Annotated in this window: 17 protein-coding genes; 9 read left to right on the forward strand and 8 right to left on the reverse strand. The window is 65.9% G+C overall.

Features of this window, described 5'->3' with window-relative positions; translation table 11 throughout:
* Positions 1 to 2: 2 nt before the first annotated feature.
* Positions 3 to 407, reverse strand: coding sequence for a cytidine deaminase (locus ACFQ3C_RS16770; protein ID WP_380794222.1), 405 nt, complete (start codon positions 405 to 407; stop codon positions 3 to 5).
* Entirely contained in the window at positions 404 to 1,495 is a 1,092-nt protein-coding gene (locus ACFQ3C_RS16775; protein ID WP_380794224.1) for a cupin domain-containing protein, read from the reverse strand. Before ACFQ3C_RS16775 ends, ACFQ3C_RS16770 begins: the two co-directional genes overlap by 4 nt.
* A 182-nt stretch (positions 1,496 to 1,677) precedes the next feature.
* On the opposite strand from ACFQ3C_RS16775, the gene ACFQ3C_RS16780 reads away from it, so the two are divergent.
* From ACFQ3C_RS16780 to ACFQ3C_RS16800, 5 genes are all read left to right on the forward strand, one after another.
* Entirely contained in the window at positions 1,678 to 3,957 is a 2,280-nt protein-coding gene (locus ACFQ3C_RS16780) for an NADP-dependent malic enzyme (RefSeq protein ID WP_380794227.1), read from the forward strand.
* 227 nt (positions 3,958 to 4,184) lie between these two features.
* Positions 4,185 to 5,024, forward strand: coding sequence for an FAS1-like dehydratase domain-containing protein (locus tag ACFQ3C_RS16785; protein ID WP_380794230.1), 840 nt, complete (start codon positions 4,185 to 4,187; stop codon positions 5,022 to 5,024).
* The gene (locus ACFQ3C_RS16790; RefSeq protein ID WP_380794232.1) at positions 5,024 to 6,244 is read left to right on the forward strand and encodes a CoA transferase; all 1,221 of its coding nucleotides are present in this window, start codon (positions 5,024 to 5,026) and stop codon (positions 6,242 to 6,244) included. The genes ACFQ3C_RS16785 and ACFQ3C_RS16790 overlap by 1 nt, the downstream gene beginning before the upstream one ends.
* A 124-nt stretch (positions 6,245 to 6,368) precedes the next feature.
* Positions 6,369 to 8,258 carry a propionate-CoA ligase PrpE gene (prpE, locus tag ACFQ3C_RS16795; protein WP_380794235.1) on the forward strand — a complete coding sequence of 630 codons (1,890 nt, stop codon included), beginning with the start codon at positions 6,369 to 6,371 and terminating at the stop codon, positions 8,256 to 8,258.
* Positions 8,259 to 8,382: 124 nt separating this feature from the next.
* Positions 8,383 to 8,943, forward strand: coding sequence for a CIA30 family protein (locus ACFQ3C_RS16800; RefSeq protein ID WP_380794238.1), 561 nt, complete (start codon positions 8,383 to 8,385; stop codon positions 8,941 to 8,943).
* 18 nt (positions 8,944 to 8,961) lie between these two features.
* On the opposite strand, the gene ACFQ3C_RS16805 is transcribed toward ACFQ3C_RS16800, so the two are convergent.
* Positions 8,962 to 9,723 carry an NAD kinase gene (locus ACFQ3C_RS16805; RefSeq protein WP_380794241.1) on the reverse strand — a complete coding sequence of 254 codons (762 nt, stop codon included), beginning with the start codon at positions 9,721 to 9,723 and terminating at the stop codon, positions 8,962 to 8,964.
* Positions 9,724 to 9,910: 187 nt separating this feature from the next.
* On the opposite strand from ACFQ3C_RS16805, the gene glyA reads away from it, so the two are divergent.
* Entirely contained in the window at positions 9,911 to 11,194 is a 1,284-nt protein-coding gene (gene glyA / locus ACFQ3C_RS16810) for a serine hydroxymethyltransferase (RefSeq protein WP_380794243.1), read from the forward strand.
* 63 nt (positions 11,195 to 11,257) lie between these two features.
* Here glyA and ACFQ3C_RS16815 read toward each other — a convergent pair whose 3' ends face one another.
* The 5 genes from ACFQ3C_RS16815 to ACFQ3C_RS16835 form a co-directional block, all read right to left on the reverse strand.
* Positions 11,258 to 11,629 carry a hypothetical protein gene (locus tag ACFQ3C_RS16815; RefSeq protein WP_380794246.1) on the reverse strand — a complete coding sequence of 124 codons (372 nt, stop codon included), beginning with the start codon at positions 11,627 to 11,629 and terminating at the stop codon, positions 11,258 to 11,260.
* Positions 11,630 to 11,698: 69 nt separating this feature from the next.
* On the reverse strand, positions 11,699 to 12,706 hold the full coding sequence (locus ACFQ3C_RS16820; protein WP_380794250.1) for an LLM class flavin-dependent oxidoreductase: 1,008 nt from the start codon (positions 12,704 to 12,706) through the stop codon (positions 11,699 to 11,701).
* A 64-nt stretch (positions 12,707 to 12,770) separates the two neighbouring features.
* Positions 12,771 to 14,738 (reverse strand): SLC13 family permease, encoded by a 1,968-nt coding sequence (locus ACFQ3C_RS16825; protein WP_380794252.1) that lies wholly within the window; start codon positions 14,736 to 14,738, stop codon positions 12,771 to 12,773.
* Positions 14,739 to 14,853: 115 nt separating this feature from the next.
* The gene (locus ACFQ3C_RS16830; RefSeq protein ID WP_380794254.1) at positions 14,854 to 16,155 is read right to left on the reverse strand and encodes an MFS transporter; all 1,302 of its coding nucleotides are present in this window, start codon (positions 16,153 to 16,155) and stop codon (positions 14,854 to 14,856) included.
* Positions 16,148 to 16,558, reverse strand: a complete 411-nt coding sequence (locus tag ACFQ3C_RS16835) for a gamma-glutamylcyclotransferase (protein WP_380794256.1) — start codon at positions 16,556 to 16,558, stop codon at positions 16,148 to 16,150. The genes ACFQ3C_RS16830 and ACFQ3C_RS16835 overlap by 8 nt, the downstream gene beginning before the upstream one ends.
* Before the next feature lie 109 nt (positions 16,559 to 16,667).
* Between ACFQ3C_RS16835 and ACFQ3C_RS16840 the strand changes: the two genes are divergently transcribed.
* Genes ACFQ3C_RS16840 through ACFQ3C_RS16850 form a run of 3 tightly spaced genes read left to right on the forward strand, consistent with a single transcriptional unit; the run spans position 16,668 to position 19,119 of the window.
* Entirely contained in the window at positions 16,668 to 17,660 is a 993-nt protein-coding gene (locus tag ACFQ3C_RS16840) for an amidoligase family protein (RefSeq protein WP_380794259.1), read from the forward strand.
* The gene (locus ACFQ3C_RS16845; protein ID WP_380794261.1) at positions 17,657 to 18,319 is read left to right on the forward strand and encodes a gamma-glutamyl-gamma-aminobutyrate hydrolase family protein; all 663 of its coding nucleotides are present in this window, start codon (positions 17,657 to 17,659) and stop codon (positions 18,317 to 18,319) included. Before ACFQ3C_RS16840 ends, ACFQ3C_RS16845 begins: the two co-directional genes overlap by 4 nt.
* A gap of 41 nt (positions 18,320 to 18,360) precedes the next feature.
* Positions 18,361 to 19,119, forward strand: coding sequence for an alpha/beta fold hydrolase (locus ACFQ3C_RS16850; RefSeq protein WP_380794263.1), 759 nt, complete (start codon positions 18,361 to 18,363; stop codon positions 19,117 to 19,119).
* Positions 19,120 to 19,229: the final 110 nt, after the last annotated feature.

The raw sequence follows: 19,229 nt of genomic DNA on the forward strand, positions 1-19,229 counted from the left end.
TGCTACACGCCCCCTCCCGCGCGGGTCATATGCGCCGCGGTGAAGGCGCCGGGCAGCAGGTCGGCCAGGGTCATTTGCAACGCCTGCCCGTCCAGCGTGGACATGGTGACCGGCACCGCTCCGCGCCCGAACTCGGCCAGTTTCTGACGGCATCCGCCGCAGGGCGTGACGGGATGCTCGCCATCCGCGATCACGGCCACCTCGGTCAGTTCCGTCTCACCGGCGGCGACCATGGCGGCAATCGCCCCGGCTTCGGCGCAGGTGCCTTGCGGATAGGCCACATTCTCGACGTTGCACCCGACATAGACCTTGCCGGACGCCGCCCGGATCGCAGCGCCCACCTTGAAATGCGAATAGGGCACATAGGCGTTTTCGCGCACCGCGCGGGCCTGATCCATCAATGTCATGTCCGATCTCCGATATGAGTGGTGAAGCGCCCCGGAAGGGAGACTTCGAGAATTTCCAGATCCGGGGTCGCGTCGGAATAGCGCGTCTTCATCCCCGGCGGGATCACGAAAGCATCGCCCTGTTGCAGCGGAAAGGCTTCACGCCCTTCCCCCTCAAGCACCATTCCGCCCTGCATCAGATAGGTGAACAGGATATCGCTGTCGTGCCAAGTCCAATCGGTTGTGCCGCCATCCGGCCGCGCCACCTGCACCCCCGCCACATCGCGGGTATTGGCGGCAATCGTGGTATCGCGGGCAACAAAGCCGGGGATGCGGAAAGGCTGCCAGGCAGCGCCCTTGCCGACGTTGTGCACGAACCGCTGACCCTGCCATTCACGGTCGGGCCGCAGATGCGGGGTCGGCAGGGTCATGTCATGGTCGATCGCGGTCACATGTTCGGCGGGCACGCCGATCTCGATCACCTCGATCCCGTCGCTGGCCTCCAGCACGCGGTGGCGGATCTCGGGCGGCTGGATAAAGCAATCCCCTGCCGTCAGGCGGATCGGGGGGCCCTGGTCCTCATAGACCACATCGACCCAGCCATTGATGCAGAAGATCAGCTGAAACCCGACCTTGTGGAAATGCACCATGTCGGGGACGGGCCCGCCATCGGGGATGCGGATATGGCTGGCGATGATCGAACCGCCAAGCCGGTCGGGGATCAGGTCGCGGTAATGCATGCCCGCGCGCCCGATCACCCAGGGCGCCTGATCGGCCAGGCGGCGCACGACGAAACTGTGGATTGTGGGCGGCAGGACCAGCGGCGGGTTGCGTTCGGCGATGGTGATGCGCGTGCCCCCCGGCGCGATCAGCGCGGTCTCGCCTCCGGCAATCTCTGCGGGGGCATCGGACAGCAGCCGCAGATGGCCTGCCGGTTCATCCCCGCGTTCCAGCCGGAAGCGCAGGCCATGACCGGAAAAGGCCGCGATGGCCGGATCGTCGGCGGGATAGATCATGTCCATGCGGAACCCCAGCCGCTTTGTGAAAAAGCCGATGTCGCCGGTCAGATCGGCCGTGGAAAGGCAGACCTCTGCAACGGTTTCGGTCATGGTGTCGTTCTCCCCGCGTCGCGGCGCACTTTTGTCGTGCGCGAAAGCTTGGCCCTGCGACCGGGGATTTGCAAGACGGGGGATTTAAAAGAGGGGGCGACCGATGCTGCTGAAAAACGGCATCTTCCCATCCGCCACATATTAGTTTAACGCTAAACTATATCGGGAAGAGGAGCGGACAGATGTCGGACAACCACAAGGAAACCCTGCGCCAGGCGGCTCTGGCCTATCATGAATTTCCCAAACCCGGAAAGCTTGAGATCCGCGCGACCAAACCGCTGGCCAATGGCCGTGACCTGGCGCGCGCCTATTCCCCCGGCGTCGCCGAGGCCTGCCTTGAAATCCGCGACGATCCCGCGAACGCCAGCCGCTATACCGCGCGCGGCAATCTTGTGGCGGTCGTGACCAATGGCACCGCCGTTCTGGGGCTTGGCAATATCGGGGCGCTCGCCTCCAAGCCGGTGATGGAAGGCAAGGCCGTCCTGTTCAAGAAATTCGCGGGCATCGACTGTTTCGACATCGAACTGAACGAACCTGACCCTGTGAAGCTGGCCGATATCGTCTGCGCGCTGGAGCCCACATTTGGCGCCATCAACCTTGAAGACATCAAGGCGCCTGACTGTTTCATCGTGGAAAAGCTCTGCCGCGAGCGGATGAACATCCCCGTCTTTCACGACGACCAGCACGGCACCGCCATCGTGGTGGGGGCTGCCGCGACCAACGCCCTGCATGTGATCGGCAAACGGTTCGAGGATATCCGCATCGTCAGCACAGGCGGCGGGGCGGCCGGCATCGCCTGCCTGAACATGCTGCTGAAGCTCGGGGTGAAACGGGAAAACATCTGGCTTTGCGACATTCACGGCCTGGTCTACGAGGGCCGCGAGATCGACATGAACCCGCAAAAGGCCGCCTTTGCCCAGAAGACCGACAAGCGCGCGCTGGACGAGGTGATCGACGGCGCCGACATGTTCCTGGGGCTGTCCGGCCCCGGCGTACTGACACCCGACATGGTGCGCCGCATGGCCAGCCGCCCGGTCATCTTCGCGCTGGCCAACCCCTCGCCCGAGATCGACCCGGCCGAGGCCCGCGCCATCGTACCCGATGCAATCATCGCGACGGGCCGGTCGGATTACCCCAACCAGGTCAATAACGTGCTGTGCTTTCCGTTCATCTTCCGGGGCGCTCTGGACGTGGGCGCGACCGAGATCAACGACGAGATGCAGATCGCCTGCATCGAGGGTATCGCGGCCCTGGCCCGCGCCACGACCAGTGCCGAGGCCGCCGCCGCCTACCAGGGCGAACAGATGACCTTCGGCGCCGATTACCTGATCCCCAAGCCCTTCGATCCGCGCCTGTCGGGTGTGGTGTCAACCGCCGTGGCCAAGGCCGCGATGGACACGGGTGTCGCCACTCGCCCGCTCGAGGATCTGGCCGCCTACAAGGCCAAGCTGGACGGATCGGTCTTCAAATCCGCGCTGCTGATGCGGCCCGTGTTCAGCGCGGCGGCCACCGCGGCGCGCAGCATCGTCTTTGCAGAAGGCGAAGATGAACGCGTGTTGCGCGCGGCGCAGGCGATCCTCGAGGAAACGACCGAAAAGCCCATCCTGATCGGCCGCCCCGAGGTGATCGAGGCGCGCTGCGCCCGTGCCGGTCTGTCGATCAAGCCGGGCCGCGATGTGCAGATCGTGAACCCGGAAAACGATCCGCGCTACCGCGACTACTGGGGCAGCTATCACCAGATCATGGCGCGGCGCGGCGTGACCCCGGATCTCGCCCGCGCGATCATGCGGACAAACACTACCGCCATCGGGGCGGTGATGGTGCACCGCGGCGAGGCCGACAGCCTGATCTGCGGCACATTCGGCGAATTCCGCTGGCACCTGAAATATGTCAACCAGGTCCTTGGCAGCGCCACGCACCGCCCGCATGGCGCGCTGTCGCTGATGATCCTCGAGGATGGCCCCCTCTTCATCGCCGACACCCATGTGCGCGCCGCCCCCACACCGGATGAACTGGCAGAGGCCGCGATCGGCGCCGCGCGCCACGTGCGCCGTTTCGGCCTGGTGCCCAACGTGGCCTTCTGCACGCAATCGCAGTTCGGCAACATGGACACGGATGCCGGCCAGCGCATGCGCGCAGCACTTGCCATACTCGACTCGGCCCCGCGGGATTTCACCTATGAAGGCGAGATGAATGTCGACAGCGCACTGGACGCCGAGTTGCGCGCCCGGATCTTTCCCGACAGCCGCATGAAGGGCCCCGCCAATGTGCTGATCTTCGCCCATGCCGACGCCGCGTCAGGCGTGCGTAACATCCTGAAGATGAAGGCGGGCGGGCTTGAGGTGGGACCGATCCTGATGGGCATGGGCAACCGCGCCCATATCGTCAGCCCCTCGATCACGCCGCGGGGCCTTCTGAACATGGCCGCCATCGCGGGAACGCCGGTCGCGCATTACGGCTAGGCCAGACAGGGCCATCGAACAGGCGCGCCTTGGCAACAGGGCGCGCCTGTCGTTTCACCGTTCCTCAAATACTCGATCCGCTGCCCGACACCGGCGCGCGGCATGCATTTGCATACCCGGTCGGTGCACCTTGGCATACAAAAAATTACGCATTGACAAGCACATAGGCAATAATATTTCCCTGATTGAATGTTTTCGGCACGATCATTCTGGGAGGGGGATCAGCCATGGACGGCACCTCGACGGCGGCAGGCCGCACCGCCCGCGCCGGCGGCGCGATCACACCACAGCAGGCCGATCAGATCGGCGCGACCCTGCGCCCGGGCTGGGTGGCGGGATCGCTGCGTGACGGAGATATCCTGCCCCCGCTGTGGCACTGGGCGGGCTTTCCGCCGACGGCATCGATGGAAGACATCGGGCCCGACGGGCACCCGAAACTGGGCGGCTTTCTGCCCGATCTGGGCCTGGGGCGGCGCATGTGGGCCGGGGGCAGCCTGCGCTTTCTGGCGCCCTTGCATCTGGGCGAGGCGATGACCCGGCATTCCGAGATCATCAGCCTCGAGCACAAGCAGGCCGGCAGCACGCCCATGGCCGTGCTGACCCTGCGCCACCGGATTGACACGGCGCGCGGGCCAGCGATCGAGGAGGATCAGACGATCGTCTACCTGCCCCTGCCCGACCGCTACAGCCCGCCGAAACCGATCCCCGCGCCCGAGGTCGCGGATTTCGACGAGACCGTCGCGATGGATCCCGTGCGCCTCTTTCGCTACTCCGCCGTGACCTTCAACGGCCACCGCATCCATTACGACCGCGACTATGCCACTGGGGTGGAACACTATCCTGCCCTTGTCGTGCATGGTCCCCTGCAGGCCACATTGCTGATCGACGCCGCCACCCGCCACGCGGGCCGGCCCCCTGAAACTTTCCGCTACAGGGGCGTTCATCCGATGTTCGACACGCATTCCCTGCGCCTGATCGGAACCATGTCCGAGGACCAGACCATGACACTTTGCACCGCCGCCCCCGTAGGCCATATCGGCACGCAGGCCACCGCAGGCTGGATCTGATGCAGGGTATCCTGCAAGGCATGCGCGTTGTCGAAGGCTCGGCCTTCGTCGCGATCCCGCTGGCGGGGATGACGCTGGCCCAGATGGGGGCCGATGTGATCCGTTTCGATCGGCTGGAGGGCGGGCTGGACGCGCATCGCTGGCCGGTGACCGCACAGGGGCAAAGCCTGTTCTGGGCAGGAATGAACAAGGGCAAGCGATCCGTTGCCGTCGACATGAAATCGCCGCGCGGGCGCGAACTGGTGACACAGATCGTCACCGCGCCGGGCAAGGATGCGGGCCTGTTCCTGACCAACCTGCGGGTGCGCGGATGGATGGATCATCCCACCCTCAGCCAGTTTCGCCCCGACCTGATCATGGTCACCCTCTCGGGCGATCGTCACGGACGTCCTGCGGTGGATTACACGGTCAACCCGGCGCTTGGGTTTCCCGATGCCACGGGTCCCGCCGGCAGCACCGATCCGGTGGCGCATGTCCTGCCCGCCTGGGATTGCATCGCGGGGAACATGGCCGTCACCGCCCTGCTTGCGGCGGAACGGCACCGCCTGCGGACGGGGGAAGGTCAGGATGTCGATCTGACGCTCAAGGATGTGGCCGCCGCCATGCTGGGGCATCTGGGCATCATCGGCGAGGTTGCCGTGAATGGCGTGGACCGGCCGAAAAGCGGCAATGCGCTTTACGGCGCCTATGGGCAGGATTTCGTCTGTGCGGACGGGCGCAGGATCATGGTGATCGGCCTGACAGACCGGCAGTGGCGCGGTCTGGTCAAGGTAACCGGCAGCGCCCAGGCGATGGAGAGGATCGCCCGGCAGACCGGGCTTGACCTTGCAAAGGAAGCCGCCCGCTGGGAGGCGCGCGCCATGATCACCGACGCCTTGACCCCCTGGTTCGCCGCCCGCACCCTGCCCGATATCGCACCCCTGTTCGAGGCGCAGGGATTGACCTGGTCGGAATTCCGCAGCTTCGCCCGCGCGGTGCAGGAAGATCCGGACCTGCAACCAGGCGAAAACCCGATGTTCGCCCATGTGGACCAGCCCGGCATCGGCCGCTATCCTGTCCCGGCCTCTCCGATCACCTTTTCGGGGGCGCAAACCCCACCGCCCGCAGCGGCCCCGGTTCTGGGCGCCCATACCGAGGAGGTGCTGGCCGATGTGGCGGGGCTACCAGGCCACGAGATCGCGCAGCTTTTCGATGCCGGGATCGTCGCCGGACCGCGGTAAGGCGCCTGTTAGCGCGAAATGTGACCTTAGCGCGCAGGTGACGGACCTTGTAACGTGGACAAGCCCCTTGCGCGATGGCCGTGGCCTTGGGTAAGCCATTCACAGTCGCCGGAGGAGGAATACAATGGCATACAAAGACGTCTACGAGGGCTGGAAAGCTGATCCCGAAGGGTTCTGGATGGAACAGGCCCGCGCCATTGACTGGGTCAAGCCGCCCTCGAAGGCCCTGTTTGCCGAGAATGCCCCGCTCTACGAATGGTACAAGGACGCGCAGGTCAATACCTGCTGGAACGCGGTGGACCGGCATGTCGAGGCAGGGAACGGCGATCGCGTGGCCATCATCCATGACAGCCCGGTCACCAACACGGTGCACAAGATCACCTATGCCGAATTGCAGACCCGCGTCGCCAGCCTGGCGGGCGCGCTGCGCGCCAAGGGCGTGACCAAGGGTGACCGCGTCATCATCTACATGCCCATGGTGCCCGAAGCGATCGAGGCGATGCTGGCCTGCGTGCGCCTGGGCGCGATCCATTCGGTCGTCTTCGGCGGCTTTGCCGCACATGAACTGGCCGTCAGGATCGACGACTGCACCCCCAAGGCGATCATCGCGGGCTCCTGCGGGATCGAACCGGGCCGCGTCGTGCATTACAAGCCGCTGGTCGATGCGGCCATCGAACAGGCGACCCACAAGCCCGAATTCTGCGTGATCTTCCAGCGCGAACAGCAAGTCGCCGGGTTGATCCCCGGCCGCGACCATGACTGGCACGGCTTTCAACATGGCGTGGAACCCGCGGAATGCGTGCCCGTATCCGGCGATCATCCGGCCTATATCCTCTACACTTCGGGCACGACTGGCCAGCCCAAGGGCGTGATCCGTCCCACTGCGGGTCACCTTGTGGCGCTGAACTGGACGATGAAGAATGTCTACAACGTCGATCCGGGCGATGTCTTCTGGGCCGCATCCGATGTGGGCTGGGTCGTGGGGCACAGCTATATCTGCTACGCGCCGCTGATACATGGCAACACCACGGTGGTGTTCGAAGGCAAACCCGTGGGCACCCCGGATGCCGGTACCTTCTGGCGGGTGATCCAGGATCACAATGTGCGCTCCTTCTTCACCGCGCCCACCGCCTTCCGCGCGATCAAGCGCGAGGATCCCAAGGGCGAGTTTCGCGCGAAATACGACCTGACCTGCCTGCGCGCGCTCTATCTTGCTGGCGAAAGGGCTGATCCCGACACGATCATCTGGGCACAGGACCTGCTGAAAGTGCCGGTCATCGACCATTGGTGGCAGACCGAAACCGGCTGGCCGATCGCGGCGAACCCGCTGGGCCTTGACCCGCAGCCGGTCAAGATCGGCTCGCCCTCGGTGGCGCTGCCGGGCTGGGACGTGCAGATCCTCGACGAGGCCGGGCATCCGCAGGCCCCCGGCACGCTGGGCGCCATCGCGGTCAAGCTGCCGCTGCCGCCGGGCACGCTGCCGACGCTCTGGAACGCCGAAGAACGCTACCGCAAATCGTACCTCACGCATTTCCCCGGATATTACGAAACGGGCGATGCCGGCATGATCGACGAGGATGGCTATCTCTACATCATGGCGCGCACCGATGACGTGATCAACGTGGCGGGCCACCGCCTGTCCACCGGCGCCATGGAAGAAGTTCTGGCTGGCCACCCCGATGTGGCCGAATGCGCCGTGATCGGGGTCACGGACGAGCTGAAGGGCCAGTTGCCCATGGGCTTTTTGTGCCTTACCAAGGGCGTGGATCGGCCCCATGCGGATATCGTCAAGGAATGCGTGAAACTGGTGCGCGACCAGATCGGCCCGGTCGCCGCCTTCAAGCTGGCGCTTGTGGTGGATCGTCTGCCCAAGACGCGCTCGGGCAAGATCCTGCGCGCCACCATGGTCAAGATCGCGGACGGGCAGGACTTCAAGATGCCCGCCACGATCGACGACCCCGCAATCCTGGATGAAATCCGCGAGGCATTGCAGACCATCGGCTACGCGAAATGACCGCGGCAGGCCTTCCGGCGCATCCCACCCGGAAGGCCTGCTTTCTTCTTGCTCCAAATATCCATGGCAACATCCCAAGGCTTGCCCCGTTGCAGGGGCACGGCGCGATGCCCATATTGCGGGGATGACCATCAGACCCATCCTTGCCATTCTTGCCAGCCTGCTTTGCCTGGCGCTGCTGCTGCCTTTGACCGCGAGGGCCGAGATGACCGCTCAAACCCGCCTGATCCCGGACGACAGCTGGACCTATGTCAGCGACCAGGTGATGGGCGGTGTCTCCGAAGGCCGCGCGCGGATCGGCACTGTTGACGGGCAGCCCGTGCTGCACCTGACGGGGCAGGTCAGCACCGCCAATCGCGGCGGGTTCATCCAGGCGCGCGTGACGCTGGACAGCCCCCCGCCCGAAAAGGCATCAGGCGTGGTCCTGCGCGTGCGCGGCAATGGCGAGGGGTATTTCGTGCATCTGCGGACCTCGGGCACGGTCTTGCCCTGGCAATATTACCAGGCCCCCTTCCCGACCACGCCCGACTGGGCCGAGGTGCGGATTCCCTTCACGGCCTTCAAGGCATCGGGCAATCTGCTGCGCGGGGCGGTCCGGCCTGACAGCATCCGCAGCCTTGGCATCGTCGCTTACGGGCGCGACCACAGTGCGGATATCTCGGTGATGTGGGTCGGGTTCTACTGACCGGTCACCGGCTTCGGATCAGACGAACTGTTCCTGGATCAGCCGCTCTTCCAGCCCGTGACCGGGATCGAACAGGATGCGGTGCTCGATCTCGGGCGCGCTGCGGATCTCGACGGTGATCACGTCGCGCACGGATCGCGAATCCGCATCGGCCATCACGGGGCGCTTGTCGGCCTCCTCAACATCAATGCGGACCAGCGCGGTCTTGGGCAGAAGCGCACCGCGCCAGCGGCGCGGACGGAAAGGCGCGATCGCGGTCAGCGCCAGAACATCCGACCGGATCGGCAGGATCGGGCCATGCGCGCTGTAGTTATAAGCGGTCGATCCCGCCGGTGTCGCGACCAGCGCGCCATCGCAGACCAGTTCCGCCATCCGCAACCGCCCATCCACGGTGATCCGCAGCTTTGCCGCCTGCGGCCCCTGCCGCAGCAATGACACCTCGTTGATCGCCAGCGCCTCATGCACCGTTCCATCGGAGCAGGTCGCGCGCATCGCCAGCGGGTTCAGCACGGCCTCTTCGGCTTCGGCCAGCCGGTCATGCAGGTTGTCTTCGTGATATTCGTTCATCAGGAAACCGACCGTGCCGCGGTTCATGCCGTAGACAGGCGCGGCCAGGTTCTGTGTGCGGTGCAGGGTCGTCAGCATGAAACCGTCGCCGCCCAGCGCCACGATCACGTCGGCGCTGGCCTCGGGGGCTGCGCCGTAAAGTGCGACCAGCCGTTCCATCGCCTCCTGCGCGCTGGGAACCGGGCTGGCGCAAAAGGCGATCTTGAGGGTCATTCCGGGGGCCGTCCTGTTTCCAATGCGCGTCGTCGCGCGCCGATGGAAGCACAAACCGCCCCGCAGCGCCAGCCCTGCCGCCCATCGCGCCGCACGCGCCCCTGCCTGCGTCGCTTTCGGCCCTTCCCCCCTTGGGCAGTTTGCACTAGGACACGAGACAACGCTGACCCCGAAAACGGAGCCCGACATGACCGATACCGGTTTCTTCACCGAAGCGCTGTCCTCGCGCGATCCTGAGCTGTTTAAGTCCATCACCGACGAGCTGGGCCGCCAGCGCCACGAGATCGAGCTGATCGCGTCCGAAAACATCGTCTCTGCCGCCGTGATGGAAGCGCAGGGCAGCGTGATGACCAACAAATACGCCGAAGGCTATCCGGGTCGTCGCTATTACGGTGGTTGCCAGTTCGTCGATGTGGCCGAGAACCTGGCCATCGAGCGTGCCTGCCAGCTGTTTGGCTGCTCCTTCGCGAATGTGCAGCCCAATTCGGGCTCGCAGGCCAACCAGGGCGTCTATACCGCGCTGCTGCAACCCGGTGACACGATCCTGGGCATGTCGCTGGATGCGGGTGGGCACCTGACCCATGGCGCCAAGCCCAACCAGTCGGGCAAATGGTTCAACGCGATCCAGTATGGCGTGCGCCAGCAGGATCTGGAAATCGACTATGACCAGATCGCCGCGCTGACCGCCGAGCACAAGCCCAAGATGATCATCGCCGGTGGCTCGGCCATTCCGCGGGTCATCGACTTTGCCAAGATGCGCGAGATCGCCGACAGCGTGGGCGCCTATCTGCTGGCGGATGTCGCGCATTTCGCGGGCCTGATTGCGGCGGGGCATTACCCCTCGCCCTTCCCGCACGCGCATATTGCCACCACAACGACCCACAAGACCCTGCGCGGCCCGCGCGGCGGCATGATCCTGACCAATGACGAGGATATCGCCAAGAAAGTGAATTCGGCGATTTTCCCCGGCATCCAGGGTGGCCCGCTGATGCATGTGATCGCCGCCAAGGCCGTGGCCTTCGGCGAGGCGCTGCGCCCCGAGTTCAAGACCTACCAGGCCCAGGTGATCAAGAACGCCCAGGCGCTGGCGGATGAGCTGATGAAGGGTGGCCTTGATATCGTGACCGGCGGCACCGATTGCCACCTGATGCTGGTGGACCTGCGCCCCAAGGGCGTGAAGGGTAACGCCACCGAAAAGGCGCTGGGGCGCGCGCATATCACCTGCAACAAGAACGGCATCCCCTTCGATACGGAAAAACCGACGATCACCAGCGGTGTGCGCCTGGGCACCCCTGCCGGCACGACACGCGGCTTCGGCGAGGCCGAGTTCCGCCAGATCGGGCGTTGGATCGTGCAGGTCGTGGACGGTCTTGCCGCCAATGGCGAAGATGGCAATGACGCGGTGGAAACCGCCGTCAAGGCCGAGGTCGAGGCCCTGTGCAAGCGGTTCCCGATCTATCCGGGTCTCTGATCCGCTTTCAGCCGGTGCTGACCACAAGCGCCGCGTCCCCCAAGGGGCGCGGCGTTTCGCATATCAGACGATGCCGCGCCAGTGCAGAAAGGCCAGGGTCAGCCCGGCCAGCAGCAACAGGTTGAACGCCAGCCCGCCCAATATGCCCAGAACCGCGCCGCGCCGCCGATCAGCGGGGTCGATCGACCGCAAATGGGCGCGCGCTTCGGCATGGGCGCGGGCGACGCGTGCATGGTCTATCCTGCGGGCCAGCTTGGGATGGGCGGCCAGCGTCTCGGCCTCGGCCACGACTTGCGCCTGATCCCGAATGCGGGCGGGCAGCCGCCGCCCTGCGCGTTTCAGACGCGTTTGCAGCGGGCCACGCCCGAGCGAAAGCTTTTCATCAAGAAGCGCGCATAGCTCCTGCACCATCTGGGAAATATCATCTGTCTGCAAAATGCGGGCTCCGGGAATGCGCTTGTCCTGACCGGAACCCCTTGCCGGGCAAGAGGGCCGGTTGGGATGTCAGGCCGCTTGCGTGGTGATCTGGATCTGCGCCAGCGCCTGCGCCGCGATATCGAATGACTTCACCCGCGCCGCATGGTCATGGATCATGCCCGTCACCATCAACTCGTCCGGGCGATAGCGCGCCACGATCTGCGTCAGACCGCGATGCACGGTCTCGGGTGATCCCACGGCCGAGACCGACATCGCCTCTTCGACCATGCGCATCATCGGGGCGGGCACATGGGCCGCAACATCCCTGACCGGGCGCGGCAACTTGCCGGGCTGGCCACTGCGCAGACGCGCGAAGGACAGCACCTGCGAGGATCGCAGATACTGCGCCTCTGCGTCGGTATCGGCGGCGCAAACGCCTGCCGCCACCATCACATAGGGTTTGGCCAGATAGGCCGAGGGGCGAAAGGTCGCGCGGTAGGTCCGCAGCGCCTCTTCCAGCATCTGGGGCGCGAAATGCGAGGCAAAGGCATATGGCAGCCCCATGTAGGCCGCGAATTGCGCGCCGAACAGGCTGGAGCCCAGGATCCAGACCGGCACATGGCTGCCCTGCCCCGGCACTGCGCGAACGCGCGCATCCGGGGCCGCATCGCCCAGGTAGCCCAGCAGTTCGCCCACATCCTGCGGAAAGGTATCGGCCCCGTCCATGTAGCGGCGCAGCGCACGGGCGGTGCCCATGTCGGTGCCCGGTGCGCGACCCAGGCCCAGGTCGATGCGGCCGGGGAACAACGCCTCGAGCGTGCCGAACTGTTCGGCTACGACCAGCGGCGCATGGTTGGGCAACATGATCCCGCCCGATCCCACCCGCATGGTCGATGTCGCCGCCGCAACCCGCCCGATCACCACGGCCGTGGCGGCACTGGCAATGCCGGGCATGTTGTGATGCTCGGCCAGCCAGTAACGGTGATAGCCGAAGCGCTCGGCGTTCACCGCCAGATCGACGGTATTTGCCAGCGCCTGAACGGCCTCCGCCCCTTCCGGGATCGGGGACAGATCAAGAAGCGAGTAGTGATGCATGGCATGTGTTCCTTTGTCTCGTCACTCTAGCCCCGGTTGCGCCGCGCGCCAAGGCCCCGCCCCGTCATAGCGGCCAGACGATCAGCAGCATCGGCAGGCTGACCGCGACGACAATCGCCTCGAGCGGCAGGCCCAGCCGCCAGTAATCGCTGAACCGGAAGCCGCCAGGTCCCAGGATCAGCGTGTTGTTCTGATGCCCGATCGGCGTCAGGAAGGCGCAGGAGGCACCGATCGCCACGGCCATCAGGAAACTGTCGGGATTGACGCCCAGCGTGGCCGCAATCCCCAGGGCGATGGGGCACATCACCGCCGCCGTCGCGGCATTGTTCATCACGTCGGACAGGAACATCGTGACGATCAGGATCACCGCCAGCGCCACGATCGCATTGCCCTGCGCCACGGTTTCCACCATCAGCCCGGCCAGCACGTTGGCGGCACCTGTCTGCTCCATCGCGCCCGCGACCGGGATCAGCGCGGCCAGCAGCACCACCACGGGCCAGTCGATGGCGGTATAGACATCGCGCGGCGGGACGGTCCGCAGCACCATCGACAACAGCACGCCCAGCGCAAAGGCCGCCGCCGCCGGCAACAGTCCAAATGTCACCAATGCGATGGCCCCGCCCATGATCGCCGTGGACAGGACCGCCATGCGCGCATCCGGTATCCGCAGATCCCGTTCGCCCAGTGGCACGCAACCCGCATCATTGGCAAAATCCGCCAGCACTTCGACCGGCCCCTGCATCAGCAGCAGGTCACCCGACTTCAGCTTGAGCGTCCGCAGCCTAGCGCGCGGGCGGCGCCCCTCGCGCGCGACGGCAAGCAGGTTCAGCCCGTAACGCGAGCGCAGGTGCATGTCGCTGGCCGACCGCCCCACGATCGATGATCCGGGCAGAACCGCCAGTTCGCGCAGGACGATATCGTCTTCCCGACGGCTTGCATCGTCATCCTCAGTGCCGCCTTCATCCTTGCCCGCCGCCTTGCCCGCCGCCTTGTCCGCTGCCTTGTCCGCTGCGGCGTCCTTGTCACTGGATTTGGTCGCCTTCGCGTCCTTGCCCCCGTCCGACGCGGCCTTGGCCTTTGCCTTTGCCTTGGATTTGTCCTTTTGGTCCGCCTTTTCCGCCTTTTCGGCCCTGTCCGAGGACGAGCCTTGTTCCTCCAGCTTGATCCCGAAAGCCGAAAGCGCTTCGGCCAGCCCCTCGACATCGGCCTCCAGCATCAGGATGTCACCTTCACGCACCCGGCGTCCGCCATGGGGCGCGATCATCTTGACCTCGTTGCGGATCAGCCCGACGACCTGTGCATCGGCGCCTGTCAGATCGGTTTCGATCTGGCGCAGCGTCATCCCCACGGCCTTGGCCTTGGCGGGCACGCGGACCTCGGTCAGGTAGGCGCCGGTCTCGAAACCCTCGCTGCTGGACGCCTTGCGCGCCGGCACCAGCCGCCAGCCAAGCAGAACCACGAAAAGCACGCCCACCACCGCCACCGATACACCCACGGGGGCAAAGTCGAACATGCCGAAATGGTCCAGCCCGGCATCGGCGCGGAACCCCGACACGATCAGGTTGGGCGGTGTGCCGACAAGCGTGGTCATGCCCCCCAGGATCGTGCCGAAAGCCAGCGGCATCAGCACCTGCCCCGGTGTCAGATCCAGACGCCCCGAGACCTGTATGGCAATCGGCATCAGAAGCGCCATCGCGCCCACGTTGTTCATGAAACCGGACAGAAGTGCGCCAAGCCCCATAAGCGCGCCAAGTGTTGCAAGCTTACCCGCGTTTCGCGGCATAATATTGCGCGCTAACCCATCAACAGCGCCGGATTGTTGCAATCCATGACTTAGAACCAGAACGCAGGCCACGGTGATGACCGCAGGATGCCCGAACCCTGCGAAAGCATCCGCCGCCGGCACAAGCCCGGTGACCACGCAAGCCATCAGCGCGGCCAGCGCCACCACGTCATGACGCAGCCGCCCCCACAGAAACAGCGCCATGGTCAGGGCAAGGATGCCAAAGATCATCATCTGCGGAAATGTCATGACAAAGCCTTCCTGCGCGCTGTCCGGGTGTGCGTCGCATGACGCGCGATCTCCGCACCAGATCAATCACTTGACGATTCTGCAACCGCCGGAGGGGCACTATGACATGCCGTGCTCAGGGGCGCTGCACCTCGTCCAGCCGGGATGCGATGATGGCCCCGACCAGCGAAAGCACGGCGAAGACAACCAGCAGGATTGCGGGACCAAAGCGGTCCGCCAGCAGTCCGAACACACCGCCCGCCATCAGCACGACCCCGATCAGCGTATTCGACAAGGCGGTATAGCGGGCGCGAAAATCATCAGTCGCCATGTCCGTCAGGTGCAGCTTGCGCCCGGCGCGCACCCCCTCATAGGCAATCTGCGCGGCAAACACGGCCAGTCCCGCGCCCCAGGCGCCACCAAGGCCCACGGGCTGCATCCCGACCAGCCCGATGATCAGCAGAACCACTGACGCCAGCGCCCCGGCGGCCATCAGGGTCTGGCGGCTGGACCGGTCCGACAAGCGCCCCCAGACATAGGATGACACCACCGCCGCCGCGGTCGAGGCCATGACCATCGGACCCAGTTGATCCAGCGCGCGCTGTCCGTTGGCCGATGACAGCATCACGATGAAGGGCGGCGCCAGCGCCGTCACGGTCAGCGCGGCCCTTGCGGCCACGAACATCTGAAGTTGTCGATCCTCGAACAGGGGGCGGAACAGGGCCGCCGCCCCGTTGTCATCTGGTGCTTCACCGGCGTTCGCGGGTTCGGCCAGCCGCAGGAACAGCGCCCCTGCCAACAGGAATGCCCCCCCCGCCACGGCAAGCGCCGTCGCCAGCACCGGAATCGCCAGATCGAAGATACCCAGCGCCATCAGCAGGCCGAAACCGAAGGCCGCGACAGATGCAGCAACGCCGGCAAGGCCGCTTACTGCGCCGCGCCGCCCCATGGCGACAGTCCGGGCCAGCACATCCTTGTAGCTGACCGAGGCGGCGGCGCGCGCAGTGGCCAGCACGGCCAACAGCCCCAGCACGGTCCAGCCGGCAACGGCGCCCTGCAATGTCAGAACGGCCCAGGCGATTCCCAGGACCGATAGCCCCTGCATCGCCGCGCCCATGGCCCAGATCCGCTTGCGTTGTGCCACCTGCTCGACCCGCCGCGCTAGGATCAGTTGCGGCAACAAGGACCCCGCCTCGCGTACCGGCACCAGCGCACCGATGATGAACCCCGGGGCCCCCAGCGCGGACAGCAGCCAGGCCAGCACCAGCTTGGGGTCGATCAGGCTGTCCGCCACCTTTGTCAGGGACAGCGCGGTGACATGGATCAACCCGTTCGCGGCCTCGTCCTGTTGCAGATCCGCGGGGTCGCTGCCGGTCAGCCGGGCGAAGATGCGCCGCTTGCGGTCGGCTGTGGGCTGTTCTGTCGGCATGTCAGTCATCGCGGATCAACCTGTAGACCCAGGCACGCGAGCCGTCGGCCAGGGTGACACTGTCGCGGCGGTAGCGCGCGCCAAGCCGCTCATAGCGATCCAGACGTAACAGACCCCGGTCATCGACGGCAAAGACCATGCCGGACAGCATTGCGTCCTGATCAGGGCGCATGTCGCGCCCGTCGCGGCGAAACCCTGCCAGACGCGCCTCCTGGGCGGGTGTGACCCGGCCCAGCACGGCCAGCCTGATTGCCGGGTTGGTCATCGTCGCATATCCGAACACGCGATGCGGCCCCTGCCCCGGCAGCGGCTGCGCCGCGATGATTGCCGGCGTGACCGGGGGCAGCCAGACGGGCAGGTGCACGATACCGACCCAAAGGGTCAGGCCAAGCACCACCACGGCCAGCGACATGCGCCGCGCCCCTGTCATATCCGTGCCCCGATCAGGGCCAAGGTTGCCATTGGGTGTCGATAGACCATATGTTCCCTTGTCCCGCAGATGGCATGGAGAGTGCAACCCCTTGACCGATCTGACCGAAACCCGCGCCCGCATCCCGCTGGAAAAGCCCTGGCCCCTGCCCCTGGCGAAGGGACCTGAGGGCAAGCCGCGCCGTGTCGGGGTCGAGATCGAGCTGGCCGGCCTGACCGAAGCGCAGACCGCGGGGCTCGTGCAGGCCGCCTGGGGTGGCGACGTCCGGACACAGACGGATCACGACCTGACCGTGACCGGCGGCGCGCTTGGCGATGTCGGTGTCGAGCTGGACATCGTGCTGCGCGACAGGGCGGGCAATGTGATCGCCGACAAGTTGCTGGACTGGTCGCGCGCGGTCGTGCCGGTTGAAATCGTGACAGCGCCGCTTTTGCCCGCCGATCTTGCCCGGGTGGACAGGCTGATCGGGGATCTGGTCGCGGCCGGGGCGGAAGGGTCGCAAGACGGCCTGTTCTACGGCTTCGGCATGCATCTGAACCCCGAAGTGGCAGGGACCGATGCCACGGGGATCCTGCCTGTCGTGCGGGCCTACGGGCTGATGGAGGATTGGCTGCGGGCGATCGACCCGATCGACCCATCCCGGCGGCTGCTGCCCTTTGTCGATCCCTGGCCACAGACCCTGGTGGACCTGCTGGCGACAGAAGGCGACGCCTGGGATCTTGATGACCTGCTGCGCGCCTATGCGCGCCTGACACCGACCAGGAACCGCGGGCTGGATCTGCTGCCACTGCTGGAACATCTGCGCCCTGCGGCGCTATCCGCGCTGATGGACCCGGACATGCTGAAAGGCGGGCGACCGACCTATCACTACCGCCTGCCCGAGGCGCGGCTGGGCGCGCCGGGCTGGTCGGCTGTCTATGAGTGGAACCGCTGGGTCCTGATCGAACGGGTGGCCGCCGACCCGGATCTTCTGGCGCATCTGGCAGAGTTGTGGCGCGATCACCGCGACAGCCTGACCGGCACGCGCGGCGACTGGGCCTTGCGCGTGCAGGCAACGCTTGGCCCTGCGGCGATCTGGTCATGAGGCCCTGCATCGGTGTCACCACCTCGCGCCGGACGGGGTGGCGGGTGTTTCCCGTGATCGCCCTCAACATCTGGCTGGCCGGGGGGCGGGCGCGCCGGTGGGACAGCAGGGGCGAGGCGGACATGACGGCCGTCGACGGGTTGGTCGTGGGTGGCGGGGATGACATCTCGCCCATGCTCTACCAGGGCGAGCTAGTGGCCGAAGCCAGGCTTGACCCGGACCGCGACGCGCTGGAGCAGCGCCTTGTCGGTCAGGCGCTGGACCTTGGCAAACCCGTGCTGGGCATTTGCCGCGGCGCACAGATGCTGAACGTGGCGCTAGGGGGCAACCTGCATCAACGCGCCTATGATCACTATGGCGACAGCCGCTACTACCGCACGATCCTGCCGCGCAAGGATGTGACGGTGCTGGACGGCACGGGTCTGGCCGCGATTGCGGGTCTGGCGCCGATGCGGGTGAACGCGCTGCATTCGCAAGCGGTGGACAGGTTGGGCACCGGCCTGCGGATCGCGGCGCGCGATGGCGGCGGTATGATTCAGGCTGTCGAGCGCAGCAGCCCGCCCTTCGCGCTGGGTGTCCAATGGCACCCGGAATACCTGATCTATGCCCGCAGACAGCGCGCCCTGTTCCGCGCGCTGGTGGATGCCGCGCAGCCCTGATCCCGTAGACAGTTCATGCGAAAGCGATTATCCCCGCGCCCATGCTGAACATCATTCGCCATGACGGCCCCGATGGCCCCACACCGCTGCTGATCGCCCATGGCCTTTATGGTTCAGGGCGCAACTGGGGCGTGATCGCCAAGCGGCTGTCCAGCGACCGGACCGTGATCGCGGTGGATATGCGCAACCACGGCGCAAGCCCCTGGGCGGACAGCCATACCTATCCCGACATGGCCGAAGACCTGGCCGCCGTGATCCACGCAGAAGGCGGCCCGATGGCGGTGCTGGGACATTCCATGGGGGGCAAGGCCGCGATGATGCTGGCCCTGACCCATCCCGATATGGTCGCGCGGCTGATCGTGGGCGATATCGCCCCCGTGACCTATACCCATGACCAAAGCCGCTATATCGCTGCGATGCAGGCGGTGGACCTGTCCCGGGTCGAAAAGCGATCCGACGCCGAGGCGCAGCTGGCGGCACTGGTCGATGATCCCGTTCTGCCGGCCTTCTTCACCCAGTCACTGGACATCAAGGACCGGCGCTGGCGGTTGAACCTGGATGTGCTGTCGGATCAGATGCCGCATATCCTGGGCTTTCCCGATACGGCGGCGCAGTTCGGCAAGCCCACGCTGTTCCTGACAGGCGCCAATTCGCACTATGTGGCGCCTGAACATCGCGCCCTGATCAAGGGGCTGTTTCCGGCGGCGCGGTTTGCCAAGATCCCCGGCGCCGGCCATTGGCTGCATGCCGAAAAGCCGCGCGAATTCGAAGCGGCGGTTCGGACCTGGCTGGCCAGTTGACGCAACAGAAAAGGGGAAGCCGCACAGCCCCCCCCCTTAGCCCGGATTATCGGGACGGCGGCGGCCCCAACGGGGACCCCTCCCTCGCACCGCCACCGTCCCGCCTGTCT

The organism is Seohaeicola saemankumensis, assembly GCF_042678485.1.
In the GTDB taxonomy this organism is placed as follows: domain Bacteria; phylum Pseudomonadota; class Alphaproteobacteria; order Rhodobacterales; family Rhodobacteraceae; genus Seohaeicola; species Seohaeicola saemankumensis.

What these genes read in the sequence shown, in the direction of transcription:
- ACFQ3C_RS16770 (WP_380794222.1), bottom strand. Translation starts at nt 407, where the DNA reads ATGACATTGATGGATCAGGCCCGCGCGGTGCGCGAAAACGCCTATGTG.
- ACFQ3C_RS16775 (WP_380794224.1), bottom strand. Translation starts at nt 1,495, where the DNA reads ATGACCGAAACCGTTGCAGAGGTCTGCCTTTCCACGGCCGATCTGACC.
- ACFQ3C_RS16780 (WP_380794227.1), top strand. Translation starts at nt 1,678, where the DNA reads ATGTCGGACAACCACAAGGAAACCCTGCGCCAGGCGGCTCTGGCCTAT.
- ACFQ3C_RS16785 (WP_380794230.1), top strand. Translation starts at nt 4,185, where the DNA reads ATGGACGGCACCTCGACGGCGGCAGGCCGCACCGCCCGCGCCGGCGGC.
- ACFQ3C_RS16790 (WP_380794232.1), top strand. Translation starts at nt 5,024, where the DNA reads ATGCAGGGTATCCTGCAAGGCATGCGCGTTGTCGAAGGCTCGGCCTTC.
- prpE (WP_380794235.1), top strand. Translation starts at nt 6,369, where the DNA reads ATGGCATACAAAGACGTCTACGAGGGCTGGAAAGCTGATCCCGAAGGG.
- ACFQ3C_RS16800 (WP_380794238.1), top strand. Translation starts at nt 8,383, where the DNA reads ATGACCATCAGACCCATCCTTGCCATTCTTGCCAGCCTGCTTTGCCTG.
- ACFQ3C_RS16805 (WP_380794241.1), bottom strand. Translation starts at nt 9,723, where the DNA reads ATGACCCTCAAGATCGCCTTTTGCGCCAGCCCGGTTCCCAGCGCGCAG.
- glyA (WP_380794243.1), top strand. Translation starts at nt 9,911, where the DNA reads ATGACCGATACCGGTTTCTTCACCGAAGCGCTGTCCTCGCGCGATCCT.
- ACFQ3C_RS16820 (WP_380794250.1), bottom strand. Translation starts at nt 12,706, where the DNA reads ATGCATCACTACTCGCTTCTTGATCTGTCCCCGATCCCGGAAGGGGCG.
- ACFQ3C_RS16825 (WP_380794252.1), bottom strand. Translation starts at nt 14,738, where the DNA reads ATGACATTTCCGCAGATGATGATCTTTGGCATCCTTGCCCTGACCATG.
- ACFQ3C_RS16830 (WP_380794254.1), bottom strand. Translation starts at nt 16,155, where the DNA reads ATGACTGACATGCCGACAGAACAGCCCACAGCCGACCGCAAGCGGCGC.
- ACFQ3C_RS16835 (WP_380794256.1), bottom strand. Translation starts at nt 16,558, where the DNA reads ATGTCGCTGGCCGTGGTGGTGCTTGGCCTGACCCTTTGGGTCGGTATC.
- ACFQ3C_RS16845 (WP_380794261.1), top strand. Translation starts at nt 17,657, where the DNA reads ATGAGGCCCTGCATCGGTGTCACCACCTCGCGCCGGACGGGGTGGCGG.
- ACFQ3C_RS16850 (WP_380794263.1), top strand. Translation starts at nt 18,361, where the DNA reads ATGCTGAACATCATTCGCCATGACGGCCCCGATGGCCCCACACCGCTG.